The organism is Terrabacter sp. 2RAF25 (assembly GCF_052115265.1).
GTDB lineage: Bacteria > Actinomycetota > Actinomycetes > Actinomycetales > Dermatophilaceae > Terrabacter.
The window spans coordinates 1036865-1056702 of record NZ_JBFRGJ010000002.1 but is presented as its reverse complement, the minus strand read 5'-3'; the positions used below and the strand labels follow the sequence as shown (position 1 = coordinate 1056702).

19 protein-coding genes are annotated in these 19838 nt (G+C 71.2%); 5 read left to right on the top strand and 14 right to left on the bottom strand.

Features of this window, described 5'->3' with window-relative positions; genetic code table 11:
* Positions 1–521: 521 nt before the first annotated feature.
* The 5 genes from AB4091_RS08155 to AB4091_RS08135 all read right to left on the bottom strand — a co-directional run bounded on the left by AB4091_RS08155 (position 522) and on the right by AB4091_RS08135 (position 6840).
* A complete protein-coding gene (locus AB4091_RS08155) occupies positions 522–1637 on the bottom strand; it encodes a sugar phosphate isomerase/epimerase family protein (RefSeq protein WP_442291230.1) in 1116 nt (371 codons plus the stop codon).
* A 96-nt stretch (positions 1638–1733) separates the two neighbouring features.
* Complete coding sequence (locus AB4091_RS08150) at positions 1734–2966, bottom strand: Gfo/Idh/MocA family protein (RefSeq protein WP_442291229.1); 1233 nt, start codon at positions 2964–2966, stop codon at positions 1734–1736.
* 124 nt (positions 2967–3090) lie between these two features.
* A complete protein-coding gene (locus AB4091_RS08145) occupies positions 3091–4152 on the bottom strand; it encodes a substrate-binding domain-containing protein (protein WP_442291228.1) in 1062 nt (353 codons plus the stop codon).
* A 115-nt stretch (positions 4153–4267) separates the two neighbouring features.
* Positions 4268–5359 carry an ABC transporter permease gene (locus tag AB4091_RS08140; protein ID WP_442291227.1) on the bottom strand — a complete coding sequence of 364 codons (1092 nt, stop codon included), beginning with the start codon at positions 5357–5359 and terminating at the stop codon, positions 4268–4270.
* On the bottom strand, positions 5356–6840 hold the full coding sequence (locus AB4091_RS08135; RefSeq protein WP_442291399.1) for a sugar ABC transporter ATP-binding protein: 1485 nt from the start codon (positions 6838–6840) through the stop codon (positions 5356–5358). The genes AB4091_RS08140 and AB4091_RS08135 overlap by 4 nt, the downstream gene beginning before the upstream one ends.
* Positions 6841–6994: 154 nt before the next feature.
* Here AB4091_RS08135 and AB4091_RS08130 point away from each other — a divergent pair, with 154 nt between their 5' ends.
* Complete coding sequence (locus AB4091_RS08130; protein ID WP_442291226.1) at positions 6995–8203, top strand: ROK family protein; 1209 nt, start codon at positions 6995–6997, stop codon at positions 8201–8203.
* A gap of 140 nt (positions 8204–8343) precedes the next feature.
* Positions 8344–9162 carry an HAD-IIA family hydrolase gene (locus AB4091_RS08125; protein ID WP_442291225.1) on the top strand — a complete coding sequence of 273 codons (819 nt, stop codon included), beginning with the start codon at positions 8344–8346 and terminating at the stop codon, positions 9160–9162.
* A gap of 54 nt (positions 9163–9216) precedes the next feature.
* Here AB4091_RS08125 and AB4091_RS08120 read toward each other — a convergent pair whose 3' ends face one another.
* Entirely contained in the window at positions 9217–10854 is a 1638-nt protein-coding gene (locus AB4091_RS08120; protein ID WP_442291224.1) for an HAD family acid phosphatase, read from the bottom strand.
* Between the two features lie 253 nt (positions 10855–11107).
* A complete protein-coding gene (locus AB4091_RS08115) occupies positions 11108–11611 on the bottom strand; it encodes a J-domain-containing protein (protein WP_442291223.1) in 504 nt (167 codons plus the stop codon).
* A gap of 79 nt (positions 11612–11690) precedes the next feature.
* Here AB4091_RS08115 and AB4091_RS08110 point away from each other — a divergent pair, with 79 nt between their 5' ends.
* A complete protein-coding gene (locus tag AB4091_RS08110) occupies positions 11691–12086 on the top strand; it encodes a hypothetical protein (protein ID WP_442291222.1) in 396 nt (131 codons plus the stop codon).
* On the opposite strand, the gene AB4091_RS08105 is transcribed toward AB4091_RS08110, so the two are convergent.
* The 5 genes from AB4091_RS08105 to AB4091_RS08085 form a co-directional block, all read right to left on the bottom strand.
* Positions 12019–12648 (bottom strand): DinB family protein, encoded by a 630-nt coding sequence (locus tag AB4091_RS08105; RefSeq protein WP_442291221.1) that lies wholly within the window; start codon positions 12646–12648, stop codon positions 12019–12021. The genes AB4091_RS08110 and AB4091_RS08105 overlap by 68 nt on opposite strands.
* 32 nt (positions 12649–12680) lie before the next feature.
* Positions 12681–12947 (bottom strand): hypothetical protein, encoded by a 267-nt coding sequence (locus AB4091_RS08100; RefSeq protein ID WP_442291220.1) that lies wholly within the window; start codon positions 12945–12947, stop codon positions 12681–12683.
* 58 nt (positions 12948–13005) lie between these two features.
* Positions 13006–13347, bottom strand: a complete 342-nt coding sequence (locus AB4091_RS08095) for a GNAT family N-acetyltransferase (protein ID WP_442291219.1) — start codon at positions 13345–13347, stop codon at positions 13006–13008.
* 33 nt (positions 13348–13380) lie between these two features.
* Positions 13381–14292 carry a uracil-DNA glycosylase gene (locus AB4091_RS08090; RefSeq protein ID WP_442291218.1) on the bottom strand — a complete coding sequence of 304 codons (912 nt, stop codon included), beginning with the start codon at positions 14290–14292 and terminating at the stop codon, positions 13381–13383.
* A gap of 78 nt (positions 14293–14370) precedes the next feature.
* The gene (locus tag AB4091_RS08085; protein WP_442291217.1) at positions 14371–14907 is read right to left on the bottom strand and encodes a COG4315 family predicted lipoprotein; all 537 of its coding nucleotides are present in this window, start codon (positions 14905–14907) and stop codon (positions 14371–14373) included.
* A gap of 167 nt (positions 14908–15074) precedes the next feature.
* Between AB4091_RS08085 and AB4091_RS08080 the strand changes: the two genes are divergently transcribed.
* Both AB4091_RS08080 and AB4091_RS08075 read left to right on the top strand, forming a co-directional pair.
* Positions 15075–15563: a sigma-70 family RNA polymerase sigma factor gene (locus AB4091_RS08080; RefSeq protein ID WP_386053705.1), complete on the top strand. Its 489-nt coding sequence runs from the start codon at positions 15075–15077 to the stop codon at positions 15561–15563.
* Entirely contained in the window at positions 15560–16249 is a 690-nt protein-coding gene (locus AB4091_RS08075; protein WP_442291216.1) for a zf-HC2 domain-containing protein, read from the top strand. The genes AB4091_RS08080 and AB4091_RS08075 overlap by 4 nt, the downstream gene beginning before the upstream one ends.
* A gap of 209 nt (positions 16250–16458) precedes the next feature.
* Here AB4091_RS08075 and AB4091_RS08070 read toward each other — a convergent pair whose 3' ends face one another.
* On the bottom strand, positions 16459–17505 hold the full coding sequence (locus AB4091_RS08070; protein ID WP_442291215.1) for a glycoside hydrolase family 43 protein: 1047 nt from the start codon (positions 17503–17505) through the stop codon (positions 16459–16461).
* The gene (locus tag AB4091_RS08065; RefSeq protein WP_442291214.1) at positions 17502–19733 is read right to left on the bottom strand and encodes a family 43 glycosylhydrolase; all 2232 of its coding nucleotides are present in this window, start codon (positions 19731–19733) and stop codon (positions 17502–17504) included. Before AB4091_RS08065 ends, AB4091_RS08070 begins: the two co-directional genes overlap by 4 nt.
* Between the last annotated feature and the right edge of the window lie 105 nt (positions 19734–19838).

Sequence of the window (19838 nt, the reverse complement as noted above, 5' to 3'; positions counted from 1 at the left end):
CGAGGTCGTGGACGTCCGCTGCCGTCACCGTCTCACGGCGCAGGGCGCTGTCGGAGGCGATGACGACCGGCCCGTCAATGGGGTCGGCGGGCAGCCGTCGATGGCTTCCCCGGTCGAGCACCTGGTCGACGCCGGGTGTGGCGGTGAGGAGCGCGCGCACCTCGTCGAGCCGGTCGGCGTCTCGCACGTAGACGTGCGCGACCTGGTGGTCGGCGACGGCGAAGGCCTGCGATGCCCACGGGTCGAGGTATTCCATGCCGTCCGGTGCGTGCACCTCGAGCAACCCACGGCGCCGAGCGCCGTGCAGGCGAGGACGGTTGCCGCAGTTGTGGCAACCAGCCTCCTCACCCTGGATGGGGAAGTAGCATTCATCGGTACGTCCTTCTTGACAGAGACGGGCGAAGCCGGGACCCGGGGATCGCGCCGCTGCAACGGCATCTGCGCTCCCCGGGGCCCGGTGTTCTTCCGGGTATGCCGTCCGCCGGCGTGTGGCGGTCGACGTGCGTTCCGGGGGTGGCGGGTCAGCCGCGCAGCGCGGCCATCCCGTCGTAGCTGACCTTCGAGAGCTCCATCGACTGGTTCGGAGCGGTGGTCGCGTTGCCCGGTGCGGTGTCCATCTCCCACATCGGGTTGTGCGAGCCCTTGGCGCCGACGCGGCGCAGGAACGTCGAGTAGTCGATGTCGCCCTGGCCGAAGGGGGCCATGACGTAGCCGTTGGCCTGCGTCGTGTCGATCTTGCCGTCCTTGGCGTGGAAGAGCGGGAAGCGCTTCGTCCGGGCGGCGACGACCGCTGCGGGGTCGAAGATGGAGGTCACGACCGAGCCGTCCGGGGCGGTGTAGGTCGTGTGCTTGTACTGCGCGACGTGGGCCCAGTAGATGTCCATCTCGAGGTAGACGTGCTTCGGGTCGGTGTTGGCGAGGAAGTGCTCGAGACGGCGCACGCCGGACGACCGGGTCGGCCGCCCGGTCGCGTCGAGCGGCCCGCTGTCGAGCAGGAAGCTGTAGGCGATGTCGTGGTTGTGCGTGTAGAGCTTGAGCCCGTGGCGCGAGGCCCGCTCGCCGTAGAAGTCCCACCGTGCTGCGGCGGCCTCCCAGTCGGCGACGTAGGCGCTGCTCGTCGGGTCGCTGCCCGTGCCGATGTGGCCCATGCCGAGGATGTTGGCGATCTCGCAGGCCGTGTCGAACGCCGCGATGTTGGCGTCCGTGATGGTCGACGGGACGGAGCCGTGGTTGCCCTCGGCCTGCAGGCCGAGGTCGTCGAGCCACGAGCGGAGCAGGGTGGCGCCCGCGACGTTGTTGAGGTTCGCGCCGCCCTCCGCGTTGGCGTTCTGGGTGAGGCCGGCGAACTCGATCTGGCGGTAGCCGATCGAGGAGAGCTCGGTCAGGACCTCCTTGAATCCGGAGGCGTACGGCGAGGTCAGCGGGTTGCGGCTGACGGCGTCGCGCACGGTGTAGAGGATGATGCCGCGGCGTGGTGCCGGGATGAGGACGCCGTTGGCGCCGGGTGCGGCCTGGGCGGCGGCTGCGCCCGTCATGGCGACGGCGGCCGCCATGCCGGTCGTGGCCGCGAAGAACTGGCGACGGTTGAGACCGAGCTTGGTGACGAGCTTGAGCGGGTTGACGTCGTTGTCGTGCATGTGAGCGTGCTCCTTCAGGGGTGACAGAGACGGATCGAGCGGGTGAGACTGAATCTCCTTGTCTGACAGCCGGAGTGGGTGGATTCCTCTACCCGCTCAGGACGGTGCCGGGGCCGAGACGCGGGCCCCGTCGACCGGGGTCCAGGACCCCGACCGCTCCGCGCTCGCCTCGACGGCCGACAGGATCCGCTGCACCTGGAGCCCGTCGGAGAAGGAAGGACGAGGGTCGGCGCCCTCGGCGATGGCGGTCAGCAGGTCGACCGCCTGGTGGGTGAAGCCGTGCTCGTAGCCGAGCACGTGGCCGGGGGGCCACCAGGCCGCCACGTAGGGGTGGCTCGCCTCGGTGACGAGCACCCGGGTGAAGCCGGCGTCGCGGCCGGACGTGTGGCCGTCGAAGACGTGCAGGACGTTCATGTCCTCGAAGTCGAAGGCGATCGAGCCCTCGGTTCCGTTGACCTCCAAGCGGATCGCGTTCTTGCGGCCGTTGGCGAAGCGGGTCGCCTCGAAGGTCGCGAGGGCGCCGCCACTGAGACGTGAGACGAGCACCGCGGCGTCGTCCACGGTGACGGGACCCGTCGTCGCAGCGCCGTTCGAGGCCGCCGTCGCGGTGATGCCCCCGGTGCCGGTCGTCGCGGGGTCGGCCACCGGCCGCTCGCGCACGAAGGTCTCGGTGAGCGCGGAGACGCCGGTCAACGTCTCGCCCGTGACGAACTGGGCGAGGTCGACGATGTGGGCGCCGACGTCGCCGAGGGCACCCGAGCCGGCGCGCTCCTTCTGCAGCCGCCAGGTGAGCGGCGACTGGGCGTCGACGAGCCAGTCCTGCAGGTAGGCGCCACGGACGTGGAGGATGCGGCCGAGCCGTCCCTCCGCGACGAGCTGGCGCGCGTACGCGATGGCCGGGACCCGGCGGTAGGTGAAGCCGACCATCGAACGGATCCCCCGCTCGCGGGCCGCCTCGGCGGCCCGGACCATGGCCTCGGCCTCGTCGACTGAGTTGGCGAGCGGCTTCTCGCAGAGCACGTGCTTGCCGGCCTCGAGCGCGGCGACGGCGATCTCGGCGTGGGTATCACCGGGCGTGCAGATGTCGATGATGTCGATGTCGTCGCGCTCGAGCAGGCGGCGCCAGTCGGTCTCCACCCCGGCCCAGCCGAAGCGGTCCGCGGTGTCGCGGGCCGCGGCCTCGTTGCGTCCCGCGACAGCGACGAGCCGTGGGGTGGCCGGCGCGTCGAAGTAGCTGCGTACGTTGCGCCAGGCCTGGGAGTGGGCGCGGCCCATGAAGGCGTAGCCGATCATCCCGACCCCGAGGGTGGGCGTGCTGGGTGTGCTCATTGACGTCCTCGCATCTGAACGTGGTGGGTGCGGCTGGGGCGGCTGGCCGCCCTGGCAGGCGCCCGCGCTGGGCCTGTGGCCGTGGCGTGTGGCCGTGGCGTGTGGCAGCGCGGGCGCCGGCCGGTCAGGACTCGAAGCCGAGCGGGAGGTACTGGTCGACGTTGGTCTTGGTCACGACCGGGGCGTTGAGCACGATGCGGCGCGGCACCTCGACCTGGACGAGGTCGCCGATGCCCTTGCCCTGCGCGATGAGGCGCGCGAGCTTGATGCCGTCAGCCGCCTGCGTCGGCGGGTAGAGGACGGTCGCCTCCATCTTCCCTTCCTTGATCCAGCGCATCGCGTTGGCCGAGCCGGCCCCACCGATGAACGCCATCTCGTGGCGGTTCGCCTGGTCGAGGGCGGCCATGACGCCGACACCCTGGTCGTCGTCGTGGTTCCACAGGATGTCGATCTTCGGCGCGGCCTGCATCAGGTTCGCGGCCTGGCGGTTGCCCGACTCGACGGTGAACTCGGCCGCGACGCGGTTGTCGACGGTCTGGCCGCACGCCTTGAGCGCGTCGGCGAAGCCCTTGCTGCGATCCTGGGTGAGCGGGAGCGAGTCGATGCCGGCGATCTCGGCGATGACCGGGTTGCTGAGACTCTTGTCCTTGACGACCTTGCACGCGTAGGTGCCGGCCGAGACGCCCATGCCGTAGTTGTCGCCGAGGATCGTCGCGCGGGCGGCGAAGGGGCTGGAGAACTCGCGGTCGACGTTGATGACGGGGATGCCTGCGTTCATGGCCTTCGTCGCCACCTCGGTGAGGGCGGCGCCGTCGGTGGGCAGCAGCACGATCGCGTCGACCTTGTCGTTGATGAACGTCTCGATCTGGCTGATCTGCAGGCTCGCGTCGTTGGTGCCCTCGGCGGCCTTGAGCTCGACGTCGGTGTGCTTCTTCGCCTCGGCCAGCGCCGAGCTGTTGATGGCGGCGAGCCAGCCGTGATCGGCCGCGGGCCCCGAGAAGCCGATGGTGACCTTCTTCCCCGGCGCGTCGTTGTCGCTCGCGGCCGCGCCTCCGGCCTGCTGCGTGGAGGCGGCGGGAGTGGTGACCGGGTCGTTGCTGGTGCACCCCGCGGCGACGAGGGCCGTGCTGAGGGTGATCGCCAGGACGGCGACGCGCTTGGTCGAACGGGACAGGGATGCGGACACGCTGACTCCTAGATGAGCGAAGTGGGGCGGTGCTGGTGAGTGCTGCTGGTGAGTGCTGCTGTGCGAGTGCTGCTGTGCGGGTGGTGCCGTGGTGCTGGTGGTGGTGCGTTCGGTGCTACGTCGACCTCGTGCGCGAGACCCGCTGCTGGAGCAGCACGGCGGCGACGATGATCGCCCCCTTCGCGACGGCCTGGGTGGACGTGTCGAGGTTGTTGAGCGTGAAGACGTTGCTCAGCGTCGTGAAGATGAGGACGCCGAGGACCGTGCCGACGACCGTGCCGCGGCCGCCGGAGAGCAGGGTGCCGCCGATGACGACGGCAGCGATCGCGTCGAGCTCGTAGAGCTGGCCGTGGGTCGAGGTGCCGGTCGTCGTGCGGGCCATGAGCATGACCGCCGCGATGCCGCAAGCGACGCCGACGAGGACGTAGAGGTACATCGTCTGGCGCTGGACGCGGATGCCGGCGAGCCTCGCGGCCTCCGGGTTGCCGCCGACGGCCAGGGTGCGCCGGCCGAAGGTCGTGCGGTTGAGCAGGACCCAGCCGGCCACGGCGACGACCGCGAAGACGATGACGAGGACGGGGACGCCGAGCACGCTGCCGCCGAAGAAATCGATGAAGCCGCGGTCCCTGACGATCTGGGTGCGCCTCTTGGCGATCAGCTCGGCGAGCCCGCGCGCCGCGGCGAGCATCGCGAGGGTGACGATGAACGGCGCTATGCGGCCGTACGCCACGAGCACCCCGTTGACGAGACCACACGCGGCGCCGACGGCGACCGCCGCGATGACCATGACGATCCAGTGGTAGTTCTCGGCCATGGTCTGGGTGGCGACGGTCGTGGCCCAGACGGAGGAGAGCGCGACGATCGCGCCGACGGACAGGTCGATGCCGCCGCCGGAGATGACGAAGGTCATGCCGACGCTGACGACGCCGATCGTGGCTCCGAAACGCAGGATCGTCAGGGCATTGTCGGGGCTGGCGAAGCGGTCGCCGGCGGTGATGATGCCGACGACGACGAGGAGCAGCAGGGCGAGGACGAGACCGGCGCTGCGGCCTGCCGGCCCGCTGAGGAAGGCGGCCAGACCGCCGCTCCGGTGCGCGGCCGCGACTCCGCCGACGGGTGGCCCGCTCGCCGCGGCTGCTGATCGCGACCCCACTGGCTCGACCGGCTCCGCGGCGGCCTGGTCGGTCTTCGTGACGTCGGCGCTCATGCCGCGTCTCCCTTCAGGATGATGTCGAGGACGGCGTGCTCGTCGAGCTCGTCGGCCGGACCCTCGTGACGGACGGTGCGGTCGGCGAGGACGAGCACCCGGTTGGCGAGCCCGAGCACCTCGGGGATCTCGCTGGAGACGACGACGACGGCGACGCCCTCGTCGGTGAGGCGGCGGATGAGGCCGTAGATCTCGGATCGGGCCCCCACGTCCACGCCTCGCGTGGGCTCGTCGAGGAGCAGCACGCGACAGCCACGGAGCAGCCAGCGGGCGAGGACGACCTTCTGCTGGTTGCCTCCCGAGAGCGTGCGCGACTCGCGGTGCACGCCTCGCGGGCGCACGTCGAGTGACTCGAGCAGCTTCTCGGCCTCGGCGACCTCGGCCGACCCGTCGAGCAGGCCACCCCGGGAGAAGCGCGGCAGCGTGGCCAGGGTGATGTTGGAGGCGAGGGAGGCGCCGAGCACGAGTGCCTGGCTCTTGCGCTCCTCGGGGCACAGCCCGATGCCGGCCGCGACCGCGGCGGCCACCGAACCCGTCCGCACGGCCTTTCCGTCGACGCGCACGGTCCCTCCGGTGGCCTTGCGTGCACCGAAGATGGTCTCGACGATCTCGGAGCGCCCCGATCCGACGAGCCCGGCGAGCCCGACGACCTCACCCGGTCGCACGTCGAAAGACACGGCCGCGAACTCCCCTGCGCGCGTGAGTCCCTCGACACGGAGCACCGGCTCGGCGTCGACGTCGAACTCGGGCTTGGGCGGGAAGACGTACTCGATGGAACGGCCGGTCATGAGCCGGATCAGCTCCTGCGTCGGCGTCGTCTTGGCATCGAGGCCGGTGGCGACGGTGCGCCCGTCCTTGAGCACCGTGACGCGGTCGCCGATCTGGCGGATCTCCTCGAGCCGGTGCGAGATGTAGACGACGGCGACGCCTTGGGCGGTGACCTCGGCGATGACGCGGAAGAGCTGGTCGACCTCGCCGGCGTCGAGCACGGCCGACGGCTCGTCCATGACGATGAGCCGCGCGTCGCGCGAGAGGGCGCGGGCCATGCTGACGATCTGGCAGGCGGCGGCCGAGAGGGTGCCGACCTCGACGGACGGCGAGATCTCCGGGTGGCCCAGGCGGGCGAGCAGGGCGGCGGCCTCGCGACGGGCGGCGGTGCGCTCCGAGAAGCCGAACCGGGTGGGCTCGTGGCCGAGGAAGATGTTCTCGGCGACGGTGAGTCCCTCGACGAGGTCGAGCTCCTGGTACATCGTCGCGACGCCGAGATCCATGGCCGCCTGCGGGTGGTGCAGGGAGACCTCCTCGCCGAGCCACTCGAGCGTACCCTCGTCGGACTGGTGCACCCCGGCGAGCACCTTGATGAGGGTGCTCTTGCCGGCGCCGTTCTGGCCGAGCAGGCAGTGCACCTCGCCGGGCAGGACGTCGAGGTCGACACCCCCGAGCGCCACGACCCCGGGAAAACGCTTGACCACGTGGGTCATTCGCAGCAGCGGTGCGTCGGCTCCATCTCGCCGTCGAGATTCCATGCGTCACACCGTGACCCACTTTTGTCGGTCCGTCAAGCAAAAGATTTGGTTGTGGACACGCAAAGTCGAGAAGGTGGCATACGTAAGTTGCTTGTGCTTGACTTCGTGGATGCGTTCCGAGCCAGCGTCGTCGACGTATGCCGTGACCGGCGCCGTCAGCGGTGCGGGCGAGCTGCTGCAGCTGCTCCGCGACGAGACGCCGCGCACCCGCGCCGAGCTCGCCAAGCTCACCGGACTCGCCCGGTCGACCGTCGGCGCGCGCGTCGACGCCCTCCTCGCGACCGGACTGCTCGCCCCGATCGGCGAGGCCGCCAGCACCGGTGGGCGGCCTCCGGTGCGCTTCGCCTTCAACCCCGAGGCCCGGGTCGTCGTGGGCGCGGACATCGGCGCGACCCACGGCCGGATCGCCCTCACCGACCTCAGCGGCAGGCCGATCTGCGAGATCGGCGAGTCGCTCGACATCACCGACGGCCCGGCCGTCGTGCTCGACTGGCTCGTCGCGACCGCCCACCGCCTGCTGGAGGAGGCCGGCCGGCAGCCCCGCGAGCTCATCGGCATCGGCATCGGCGTCCCGGGCCCGGTCGAGCACTCGAGCGGCCGCCCGATGCGACCGCCGATCATGCCCGGCTGGGACGGCTACGACGTGCCGGCCCACGTGCGACGGGACTTCGACGTGCCCGTCCTCGTCGACAACGACGTCAACATCATGGCCCTCGGTGAGCACGCGATGGCGCACCCGCACGTCGAGCACCTGCTCTTCGTCAAGGTCGCGACCGGCATCGGCGCCGGCATCATCAGCGGTGGTCGGCTGCACCGTGGGGCCGTCGGCGCCGCCGGCGACCTCGGCCACGTCGCCGCCCCGCACGCGCCCGACGTGCTCTGCTCCTGCGGCAACGTCGGCTGCCTCGAGGCGGTGGCAAGCGGACCCGCAATCTCCAAGGCCCTCAAGGAGATCGACATCGTCGCCGAGTCGAACCGCGACATCGTCGACCTCGTGCGCGCGGGCAACATCCCGGCGGCTCTCGCCGTACGTCAGGCCGGGCGCACCATCGGCGAGGTGCTCGCGACGTGCGTCAGCCTGCTCAACCCGCAGGTCATCGTCATCGGCGGCTCGCTCGTCCAGGCCGGCGAGAGCCTCATCGCCGGGGTGCGCGAAGTCGTCTACGGCCGCTCCCTCCCGCTCGCGACCGGGGTCCTGCAGATCGTCGCCGCCACCACCGGTGTCCAGGCCGGCGTCATCGGGGCCGCCACGATGGTCATCCAGCACGCCCTCACGGCCGACCGCGTCGACCTCGCGATCGCCCAGTCCGCGAGCTGAGTTCTCGGCTCGCTGCGCTCGCAGGTCCGGCGCTCCGTTGCGTCCCGCCTTCCCTCCTCGGCTGGCTCGCTGCGCTCGCTTCGCTCGTCGGTCCATACGGGACGCGCGCCGGACCCGGCTCCGCCACCACAATGGTGGACATGACTGATCACCGGCCCGTCGAGACCTGGCTCACCGACATGGACGGCGTCCTCGTCCACGAGGAGGACGCGATCCCCGGCGCCTCCGACTTCGTCGAGGCGCTCAAGGCCTCCGGCAAGCGCTTCCTCGTGCTCACCAACAACTCCATCTTCACGCCACGTGACCTGCGGGCGCGCCTGCTGACGAGCGGGATCGACGTCCCGGAGGAGGCGATCTGGACCTCCGCCCTCGCGACCGCGCAGTTCCTCGCCGACCAGCGACCGGGCGGCACCGCACACGTCGTCGGCGAGGCCGGCCTCGTGACGGCGATGCACGACGTCGGCTACGTCATGACCGACCGCAACCCCGACTACGTCGTCCTCGGCGAGACGCGCACCTACTCGTTCGAGTCGATCACCCGCGCCATCCGCCTCATCGACAACGGGGCCCGCTTCATCGCGACCAACCCCGACCCGAGCGGGCCGAGCCCGGCCGGGAAGCTCCCGGCCACGGGGTCTGTCGCCGCCCTGATCAGCACCGCGACCGGCCGACAGCCCTACTACATCGGCAAGCCGAACCCGCTCATGATGCGCAGCGCCCTCAACCGGCTCGACGCGCACTCCGAGACGACGATCATGGTCGGCGACCGCATGGACACCGACATCATCTCGGGCCTCGAGGCCGGGCTGCGCAGCGTCCTCGTGCTCACCGGCTCGACGTCACGTGAGCAGATCGAGCACTTCCCCTACCGGCCCACCCGGGTCGTGGACTCCGTCGCGGACCTCGTCCGCTTCGTCGGCCACGAGCCGACGGGGGCCGAGAGCGCCGAAAGCGCCTGACGGCATACGGGGCGTATGCCGTCAGGCGCCTTGGGTGAGTCGTGGTGAGTCGGCTCAGGGCAGGTAGTAGGTCGGGTTCGGCAGCTTGACCGCGCGGTCGGCACTGCCGCCGATGAGGTCGCTGAACTGGTCGCCGAGGTTGGCGACGACGTCGTAGCCGAGGTCCCGCTCGATGTGCGCGCGGGTCGTCGACTTGTACTCGATCGTCGTGCACGACGGGTAGGCCTTGCAGTGGCCCTGCATGTAGGCCGGCGGGGTCTCGGAGCTCTTCCACTTGGTGAAGTAGAGGTCGTTCGTGAACTGCGGGTAGCCCTGCTCGTGCAGGTTCGCGATCGTCGCGGCCCTCTGGCCGGTGTTGCGACCCGTCAGGCCGATGACGGTGCAGCCGGAGTCGGCGACCGCCTTGACGAGAGAAGGCATTCCGGGGGTCGCCGGGAAGAGCTTGTTCTGCACCCAGAAGTCCTGACGGGTCGGGTTGAAGACGAACTTCATGTCCGCGACCTCCATGTCGTAGGTCCACAGGGTCGTGTCGTCGGCGTCGAAGACGACGGCCGGCTTCGTGCCCTTGCGGACGCCCTGGCGGCACTCGCTCGCGAGGCGCTGGGTGTTGCGCCGCTCGAGCGCGGCGAGCTCCGAGATGTAGGGCGAGCTCGTCTTGTCGGCGATGCCGGTGCCCGGGTCGCCGTAGTAGGTGGCGATCGTCTTCTTCACCGAGTCGATGTTGGGGATGCCCTCCCCGCTCACGGTGAGGCCGCTCGAGCCGTCGGGCTTCATCGTGAAGTGGGTCCGCGGAGCGAGGCGGGGCTCGCGCAGGCCCGGCAGGTCGGGCGAGGGCAGGTAGTAGGTTGGGTTCGGCAGCTTGACAGCGGCGTCGGCGAACCCGCCCTGCAGGTCGCTCCACTGGTCGCCGACGTTGAGCACGATGTCGTAGCCGAGGTCCTGCTCGATGTGCTTGCGGGTGCCGGCCTTGTACTCGACCGTCGTGCACTTGGCCGTGGCGCACGTGATGTAGGCGGGCGGCGTCGAGCCGGCCCACTTGGTGAAGTACGTGTCGGGGGTGAAGGCGTTGTAGCCGACGTCCTTGAGGTTGCCGATCGTCGCATCCTTCTGGGCGGCGCCTCGGCCGGTCAGACCGAAGACCGTGAAGCCCATCGCCTGCGCGTCGTTGACGAGGGAGACCATCGATGGCGTGGCCGGGAAGAGCTTGTTCTGCACCCAGTAGTCCTGGCGGGTGGGGTCGAAGACGAACTTCATGTCGCCGACCTCCATGTCGTAGGTCCACAGCGTCGTGTCGTCGGCGTCGAAGACGAGAGCCGGCTTCTTGCCGTGCGCGACGGCGGCCTCGTACTTCGCGTGCAGGCCCGCGCGGATGCGCCCGGTGAGCCGCTGCATCTCGGAGATGTAGGGCGAGGCCGTGCGGTTGGCGAGACCGGTGCCGGGGTCGCCGTAGTAGGCGGCGATCGTCTTCTTGACCGAGTCGATGTTGGGGATGCCGGCACCCCCCTCGGTGGCGCCGCTCGAGCCGTCGGGCGCCATGACGAACTCGGTGCGCGGGGTCAGGGTCTGGTCGTGACGGCCGCCGGAGTCTCCGTGGGCCAGGGCCGGGGCAGCGCTGCCGACGACGAGCGAGCCGACGATCGAGCCGCCTGCTGCGAGGGCGAGGCCCGCGATGCGGGGGGTGGGACGCCTCATGGGTCACCTCTGGGTGATTCGGGTGCGGGGTGGGCCGCTCGACCGTAGTGCGGCGACCCAGCCCGTGGGGGTTTGGGGCAGAGCCGGTCTCCCATTCCCATGCAACTGGCATGACCTTCACAGACTTCGTTCAGGAAAGCCCATCGCCAAGTGGGCACTCGACCCAGAGATCCAGTCGAGTGCTCAGTTCCCGACACGCATCTCCGTCGGAAAGTGGGCACTCGACTCACAGGCTCAGTCGAGTGCTCAGTTCTCAGCCTCGATGGAACAGGCGCGCCCACCACGAGGGACGGGTCTGGGGGGTGGCTGCGTGTGCCGCCTCACGGTCGGCGCGGGCGCGCCGCTGCTCCGCCTCACGCTCCTCCCGGAGCGGACGCCAGCGCTCGACCATCTCGTCGACGTCGAGCGTCTTCGCCAGCAGCGGCGGCAGGTTGCCGACCGCAGGCCGCAGCCGGTCGGCCAGGACGCGCTTGTTGTAGTCCTCGACGATCTCGCGCACCTGCGCCTCGGTGCGCACGTCGACGAGCGACTCGGGATAGCCGGCGGCCTCCTTGCGCAAGGCGAGGGCCCCGGGCAGCGCGCCGCCGAGGTCGAGCTTCTCGCGCTGGGCGAACCGCTTGACCCACCAGTCCGGGTCGTCCGAGTCGCTGAGGTCGAGCGGCTTGCCGGCGCCCGGCAGGTTGTCGAAGTCGCCACGCTCCTGCGCCTCGCGGATCTGCTTCTCCACGGCGCTCTCCCAGTACGGCTGGCCGGCCATGCACCCACGCTAACCGAGGCGGCACACCCGAGTACGCGTGCGCAGGCGCGAGCGTCCAGCCCGGCCGCATCCTGTCCCCATGACGTCGCCCGCGAGCCACCCCGCGCCGGAGGCCGCGCTGTCCCTCCCGTGGTGGTGCGTCGCCTACTCGATCCTGACGACCGCGGCGCTCGCTCTGCTCGCCTGGGGACTCGTGCTCCTCCAGGCCATCGGCTACGGCGTGAGCCACACGCTCGACCTCGGCCCGGTCGACGCACCGGACGCCGACCGCTATGGCGCCGCCCTGGCCGTGGCGGTCGCCGTGAACATCGGGGGCTCCGTGGCGCTGTCGCAGCTCTGGAGGCGCCGCGGTGAGCCGACCCTGACGCCGGCCGTGGCAGCCGTTCCCGTGGTGCTCGCCGCCGGCGTCACCGCGACGGTGGCGATGCTGGCCGTCCTCGGTATCGCGCCGAGCGACCTCCTCGACCTCCTCTGAGCCCGTCGGGCGCCTGAGCCTCGGCGCCGGCGTCGTCGGGGGTCTCACCCGTGGTCCCGTCGCGCAGCTCGCGCCACAGGTCGAGGTGGCCGGCGTGCCGGGCGTACTCCTGGAGGAGGTGGAGCAGCACCCACTGCAGCTGGGGCGCGGACCCCGGATCGGTGAAGCGGCCGCCGACGGCGGCGTGGTCGGTCAACGCGTGCGCTTCGGCGACCCTGCGGGTCTCGGCTCCCGCACGCCGCAGGCGGGACGCCAGCTCGGGCACGCCGAGCCCGGGAGACACCCAGCCCGCATCGGGATCGGGGCCGGCCGCGTCGCGCCACGGGTCGGGCAGGGGGCGGGCCTCGAAGCCCCAGACCATCCACCGACGCTCGACGTCCGCCAGGTGGTTCAGCAAGCCGGCCGCGGTCCAGCCCGACGGCACGACGCTGGCCTGCAGGTCGTCCGCGTCGAGGGCCGTGACCTTGGCGACGACCACGGAGCGGTAGTAGTCGAGGTAGTCGAGCAGCAGGCCGCGGAGGTCGGCCGTGCTCGCGGGCTCGGGAAACGGGGTCGTTGACATCCGGGCATCATCGTCGACCCGACCGCCGACCACTAGGGCCGAGAGCGCCGGCGAGCCCGGACGACGGCGATCACGATGCACACGACGAGACCGGCGAGCAACAGCACCGGCGCGGCGAACATCGCGAGAAGCACCACGGCGTCAGCCGGCGGCGGCGTGCAGCCGAAGCCGATGCCGCTGCACTGACCGCCGGGGTTGGTCGTCGGGAGGGAGAAGTGCAGCCCGACCACCAGCAGCAGGGGCAGGCCCCACAGCACACCCAGCGCGACGGCATACGGGCGGAAGGGGTGCCGGCTCATGGGGCCACCCTCGGTCGCGACACCACCGACCGGCAACGGCACGCGTACTCAGCGCGTTTCACAGCTCCTTGCGCAAGTGCACGTCGGAGGCATCCGGTGTGGGCACGCCCTCCCACCGGAAGATCTCGCGGTAGCCCTGCTTCTCGTAGAAGCCCGGCGCCTGGAAGGTGAACGACGTGACGAAGACGTGGGTGCAGCCGCGCGCCCGCGCCTCGGCCTCGAACTCGGCGAGCAGCCGCTCCCCCAGCCCGTGGCCGCGGGTGTCCTCCCGCACCCACGTCATGCCGACGACGGTCGCGGCGGCGTTGACGACGTCGAGCTCGTCGGAGAGTCGCTGGTCGAGCTCGGCGTCGGCCTCACCGACCACCGACCGGTACGCGTCGGGCTGGGTCTGGGGCATGACGGGCGATCCTGCCACGCCGGACCACACGCCTCAGAGCCGGGCGATCACCTCGTCGAGCATCGCCTCGGTGAGCTTTCCGGTGAAGGTGTTCTGCTGGCTCACGTGGTAGCTGCCGACGAGCCGCACGGGCCGCCCGGCCCCGACGACGAGCACCACCTGCGCCCCGTGACCGAAGCGGGGCTTGGGCACCGGCACCGCCCAGCCGCGCCGGCGTGCGGCGCCGAGCGCGGCGTCCCACGCGATGGATCCCAGCGCCAGCATCGAACGCAGCCTCGGCTCCGACAGCTCGAGGTCGCGGTCGAGCCAGGGCGCGCAGGTCGCCTTCTCCTCGGTCGTCGGCTTGTTCGCCGGTGGCGCGCACCGCACCGTCGCGACGATGCGCAGGCCGGTCAGCGTGAGCCCGTCTCCCGACGACACCGACGTCGGCTGGCTCGCGTAGCCGGCGCGGTGCAGGGCGGCATACAGCCAGTCGCCAGAGCGGTCGCCGGTGAACATGCGCCCGGTCCGGTTGGTGCCGTTCGCCGCCGGCGCCAGCCCGACGACGAGCACCTCGGCGTCGGGGTCGCCGAACGACGGGCCCGGGCGCCCCCAGTAGGGCTGGTCGGCGAACGAGGCCCGGCGGCCGCTGACGGCGACGGACTCTCGCCAGTCCACCAGACGCGGGCAGGCGCGGCACACGCTGATGCGCGCGTCGAGCTCGCGTATGCCGTCCGCCTGCCTCGCGAGGCGCACCACCTGTGCCGCGGTGGCCGCGACAGGCGTGTCCCGCGTCGCCGGGTCACCGGGCCAGCCGGTGCCCGGCGGCACGGGTGAGCGGAAGAGCCCACCCGTGACCGGGTGCTGCGCCGGGTTCGGGAGGGAGTCCGGCAGGGAATCCGGCAGGGAGTCCGGCAGGGAGTCCGGCAGGAAGTCAGGCAGGGAGTCCGGCAGGTCCGCGCTCATGCGCCAACGGTAGGCGCGTCTGTGGATGTCAGGGTCTGTCAGGGCTTCAGTGCCTCAGTGCTTCAGGGCCTCAGGGCTTCAGGGCTTGGTCTTGATCGGCGTGCCCTTCGGGTCGAGCACCCACCACACGCCCTTGACGGCCTGGCCGCTGACGTCGCCGGCCTTGGTGTCCTTGAACCAGTAGTAGAGGGGCCACCCGTCGAGGGTGAGCTGCTTCTTGCCGTCGGCGGTGTCGATCGAGGCGACCTTGCCCGTGACGCCGGTGAGGGTGGGCGCCGAGGCACCCATCATGGCCTTGGGCCAGGCGACGAGGCACTGGCCCTCGCAGGAGCTCTTCGCGCCGCCCTTGGTGTCCTTGTCGAACATGTAGAGGGTCATCCCCGCGCTGTCGGTGACGATCGTGCCCAGCGCCGAGCTGGCGGTCTTGAGCTCCGTCACGTCGGCGTGGACCACGGCGGGCGGTGCGCTCGTCGACGCGGCGGACGAGGACGACGACCCCGCAGCGGACGACGATGCCGCGGGGCTCGGTGTGGGAGTCGACGAGCCGCAGGCCGCCGAGAGAAGAAGGACCGTGCCGGCGAGGGCCGCGGTGCTGAAGGATCGGGCTCGCATCATGTCTACCTCCTCGAGGGGGACGCCGGTCGTGACGTCCGAACGCAGAAACGTCAGTTCTCGTGAGACGGTTCACATGGAGGCCACGTGAACGGTTCACGGTGTCCGGACGTCCTTGGATGAGGCAGGCCACAGGACCCCGTGAGCGCTGCGAGAGGAGGTGGGGTGACGTGCCGCTCGACGAGGACGCGGTGGCGGAGATCTACCGCGAGCACGGCCCGATGCTTCGCCGCGTCGTCTGGCGGGCGACGAGCGACGCGAACCGTGTCGAGGACATCGTGCAGGAGGTCATCCTCCGGGTGTGGAAGCAGGCACCCGAGGCCGACAACCTGCGCGCCTACCTCATCACCACCGCCCGGCACCTCATCGTCGACCAGCACCGCGCCGCGGGACGTCGCCCGCAGGAGGCCACCCTGACCGAGATCGCCGAGCGCGACTCGGCCCTCGACCAGGCGCTCGACCAGGTGCTCGTCGAGGAGGCCCTCGGCCGGTTGCAGGACAACCACCGCGACGTCGTACGGTGCCTCTACTACCAACGGCTGTCCGTCGCCGAGGCGTCCGTCCGGCTCGGCGTGCCGGAGGGCACGGTCAAGTCCCGGGCCTACTACGCCGTGCGCAACCTGCGCGTCATCCTCGACGAGATGGGAGTGACGAGATGACCACCGGATCGGACGACCTGCACGTGCTGCTCGGCGCGTACGTGCTCGGTGGCCTGTCCGACGACGACCACCGCGCCTACAGCGAGCACCTGCGCAGCTGCACCCAGTGCCAGGCGGAGCTCGGTCAGGTCTCCGGCCTGCCGCGGCTGCTCGACCTCGCGGGTCCCGAAGGTGGACTGCATCTCGTCAAGACCCCACCCGGAGCTCCGATCCCGCTCATGAAGGAGCCCGACGACGAGCGGGTGTCCACCCTGCTCACCGAGGTCGGCAAGCGCCGCCGTCGGCGCCGCACGCTCGCCTCGGTGCTGGGCGCGGCGGCCGCGGTCGCCCTCTTCGCCGGCGGCGCCTGGCTGGGCCCGTCGATGCTGCAGGCCAGCACGCCGGAACCGCCGACGACCCACGTCACTGCCTCCGCGCCGGGCAGCGCCGCCTCGGTCGACGTCGCCCTCGTGACCCGCGGCTGGGGCACCCAGCTCGACCTCGAGTGCTCGGGGCTGCCCGCCAACAGCCCGCTCACGCTGTGGGTCGTCGACAACTACGGCAAGGAGTACGCCGCCGCCTCGTGGCGCGCGGGCGGCTCGGGCTACACGAAGCTCACCGGTGCGACGTCGGTGCCCACCTACGAGATCAAGTCCGTCGAGGTGCGCACCAGCATGGGGAAGGTGGTGGCAGCTGCCCGCACCTGACGCTGTCGCGCGGGCACGCTTGAGGGCCCGGCTCGCGACTGATCAGGTCTGCGACTCCGGGCCCTGAGTGGCGGTTAACGTACCTCAACGGGCCAGCCGCCCAAGCGATTCGGGTTGGTGCGGGGCCTTTCCCCCCGGCCCCGCACCCATCCCCTGACACTCAGAGACACGAGCGCCGGGGTTGATACACCCGCAACACCCCAAACCGGTCAGAGCGACGCAGGCAGTTTCGAGCTGGGTGGCGTCACACTGACCTTGCGCCCGTCGAAGGTGACCTCACTGAGCCACATCGTGCGCCCGGGCACGTCGGAGCCGATCGCGGCCGGGTCCCAGGCGTGATAGACCATCAGCACCCGCCCGTCCTTCTCGGCGAGGGCACAGTGGCCAGGGCCGGCGGCGACGTCGGTGCTGGTCAGCACCGGTGCGGGGTCCTTGGTGAACGGCCCGGTCGGCGACGTCGCCGTCGCGTGACCGACGGCGTACTTGTCGCTGCCGTAGTCGTTGGCCGAGTAGAAGAGGTGGAAGACTCCGTCACGCTCCCAGACGAAGGGCGCCTCGACGAGGTTGCCCTCCCACGGAAGGGTCTGTCGCAGCAGGCGTTTCGGGTCACCTTCGAGGCGAAGGCCGTCGGGTGACAGCCGCTGCACCGAGATCCACGTGTCGACACCGACGGCGTTGCCGTCGTTCTTCCAGTAGAGGTATGCCGTGCCGTCCTGCGCGACGAACGGCGAGGCGTCGATCGAGCCACCCTGGTCCCGCTCGCAGACCAGGGGCTTGCTGCTCGTGTCGCGGTAGGGGCCCTTGGGGTCGTCCGCGACCGCGAGGCCGATGCACTGGATGGCCGGGTCGGGCGCCATCGTGGTGTAGTACATGACCCACTTCGTGCCGAAGCGGTGGGCCTCCGGAGCCCACACCTTGCCGGGAGTGCTCCACGACGCAACCTGTGGCAGGGCGTCGCTGCCCTGCGTCCACGTCGCGAGGTCGTCGCTCAGGAGGGTCTGGACGTTCATCCCGTTGCCGTTCGTGCCGATCGCGACCCAAGCGTCGCCGTCGGGCAGGATCTGCGGGTCGGGGAAGTTGCTCGGCCAGACGGGGTTCGTCGGGGCCGGAGCGGCCTGCGTGGCGGGGGTGGCAGGGGTGGTCACGGTGCCTCCGGAGGGGGTCTGGGGCCCGCCCCCGCAGCCGGCGACGAGCACGGCTGCAAGGCCGAGGGCCAGGGCAGTGAGGGCAGTCGGGGCAGTGCGGGTGCGGCTCATCCTGCCGCCGGGTCGGCCGGCCAGGTGGAGGCGTAGAACCGCAGGTGGTCGATCTCGGCCGTGGCGGCCGGACTGGCGCCACCGTGGGCGACGAGGCCGATGCGCGGGTCGGTGCCGGCGCGGAAGGTCCACGTCGCACCCCACGTCCAGTGCACGCCGTCACGGCTCGTTCCGGCGCGATAGAGGTGCTCGCCGGCGGCGTTGCGGTGGTGGGCGAGGCGCAGCCACACCGTCGGCGCGGCCGTGCCGATGACGGCTCCGCCGTAGCTCGTCGGCCCGGTCGGGCTCTTCGGGTCGGCAGCCGTCTCACGGCCGAACTCGGTCTGGCGCGTGTTCCAGATCGCGACCTTCGAGAGCCGGGCGAAGTCGTCGTCGTTCTCGTAGGCGACGAGGCCCACCTGCTGGTAGTTGCGGACCGTCTCGACGCCGAGGTCGAGGGTCGTCTTGGCCTCGGCGATCCAGTCGCCGTCACCCGGGGTGTCGTGGAGCAGGACGCTCGCGGTGTTGCCGCCGCCGACGAGGTCGGTGCCCTCGACGGGCCAGCGCAGGCTGCCCTCGGAGACGGTGACGGACGGGTTGCGTCGCACCCAGGTGAAGCCGGAGAGGCTGGGGTCGTCGAACTCCTCGGACTGGAGCAGGGCGCCGGCCTGCGGCACCGGAGCGAGTGCAGGCGCGTCGGCTGCGGCCGGGTTGACCACGACGTTGTCGACGAGGGCCTTGCTGCTGCTGAGGCGCACCGGGGCTGCGGCGGGCCTGGCGTCGCCGGTCACCGTCGCACGCGCCACGACGTCGGCTAGGTCGCTCTCGGTGACCTCGGCGGTCAGTCCATCGGCCGTGGCCTCGACGGTCAGGGTGCGCCATGCTGCGACGGGCAGCGGCGGCAGTGTCGTCGTGGACGAGCGGACCGTGCCGTCGCGGTCGACTTGGGCGGTCAGGCGCGAGCCCTTGGGGTCGAGCGTGACCTTGATCGAGGGGTCGCGGCCGACCAGCACGCGCAGCGGCTCGGTGCCGCGGTGGTCGAGACGGACGTGGAGGGGGCCGGAGGGGGCGGAGGCGGTCGTCGAGGCGGTGCCGTGCACGAGCGCCGTGGCACCGGTGACGGGGTCGGCCGGCCCGGAGGCCAGGCCCCTGAAGCCGCTCGCCGACGGGTCGGTGGGCGTGATGCCGAGGCCTGACGCGAGGGTGGGCGCCGGCTGCGGCGTGTCGGACGGGCCGGCACCGGCACGGGTGCGCGGCCAGCCGTCGACCCAGTCCAGACGGTCGAGCAGCATCGGCCGGCGGTTGATCCCGAAGGTCGTCGTCAGCCACGGGTTGGTGCGGTCGATGGCGTGGTAGGCGAGGAACTCCCGACCCTCGGCGTCCGTGACCACCGCGTGGTGGCCGGCGCCGACGAAGCGGTTGCCGTTCTGCGTCAGCACCGTCGTGCCGCCGACACGCGAGGTCAGCAGCGGTGTGCCCTCGGCGTCGACGAACGGGCCGAGCGGTGAGCGAGACCGGCCGGCGAAGACGGAGTAGCCCGTCGTGGGGCCGGCGCAGCAGTTCGCCGCCGAGCCCATGAGGTAGTAGAAGTCGCCGTGGCGCACGACGTAGGAGCCCTCGTAGCGGTTGTCGATCGCGACCTGCGTCGCCGCGCCCACCGGGGTGAGCCCGTCCGCCGCCATCTTCGTCGCCCAGAGCCCGCCGAAGTAGCTGCCGTAGTAGAGGTAGCGCTGGCCGTCGACGTCGGTGAAGCCCGCCGGGTCGAAGGTCCAGAGGAACCCGCCACCAGACGCCGGCCGGGGTGGGACGGCAGGCGCGGGGGCGGGGGTCCAGGGGCCCGACGGTGACGGTGCCGTCGCGGCGCCGATCGCCGAGTCGTCACCGGGATTGAGCGTCGTGTCGGTGACCGTGTAATAGAGGACGTAACGCCCTGCGACGTAACGGATGTCCGGCGCCCACAGGCCGGCGGTCGGGGTGGCCCACGCGGGCCGGTTGGCGGCCGTGAACACCGTGCCGAGGTACTCCCAGCTCGACCAGTCCCTCGTTCGTGCCATGTGCATGGCACCCGGAGCATCCCCGGCCTTGAGCGGGTCGGAGGTGGCGTAGGCGTACCACCAGCCGTCGCGCCCCCGGATGACCGACGGGTCGGCGAAGGTGTCGGAGAACGAGTCGGAGACGGCATTGGCGTATGCCGTGTCGGCGGGCCGCGAGGCAACGCCGGCGGCCTTTGGGGCTGAGGAAGACGGCATACGCGACCCGAAGGCCGGAGCTGCTGTGGTCAAGCCAACGGCGGCGAGCACCGCTGCGACACAGGCGGTTCCGCGCGTCAGCGCGCGTGACCTTGGGGAGGCGGG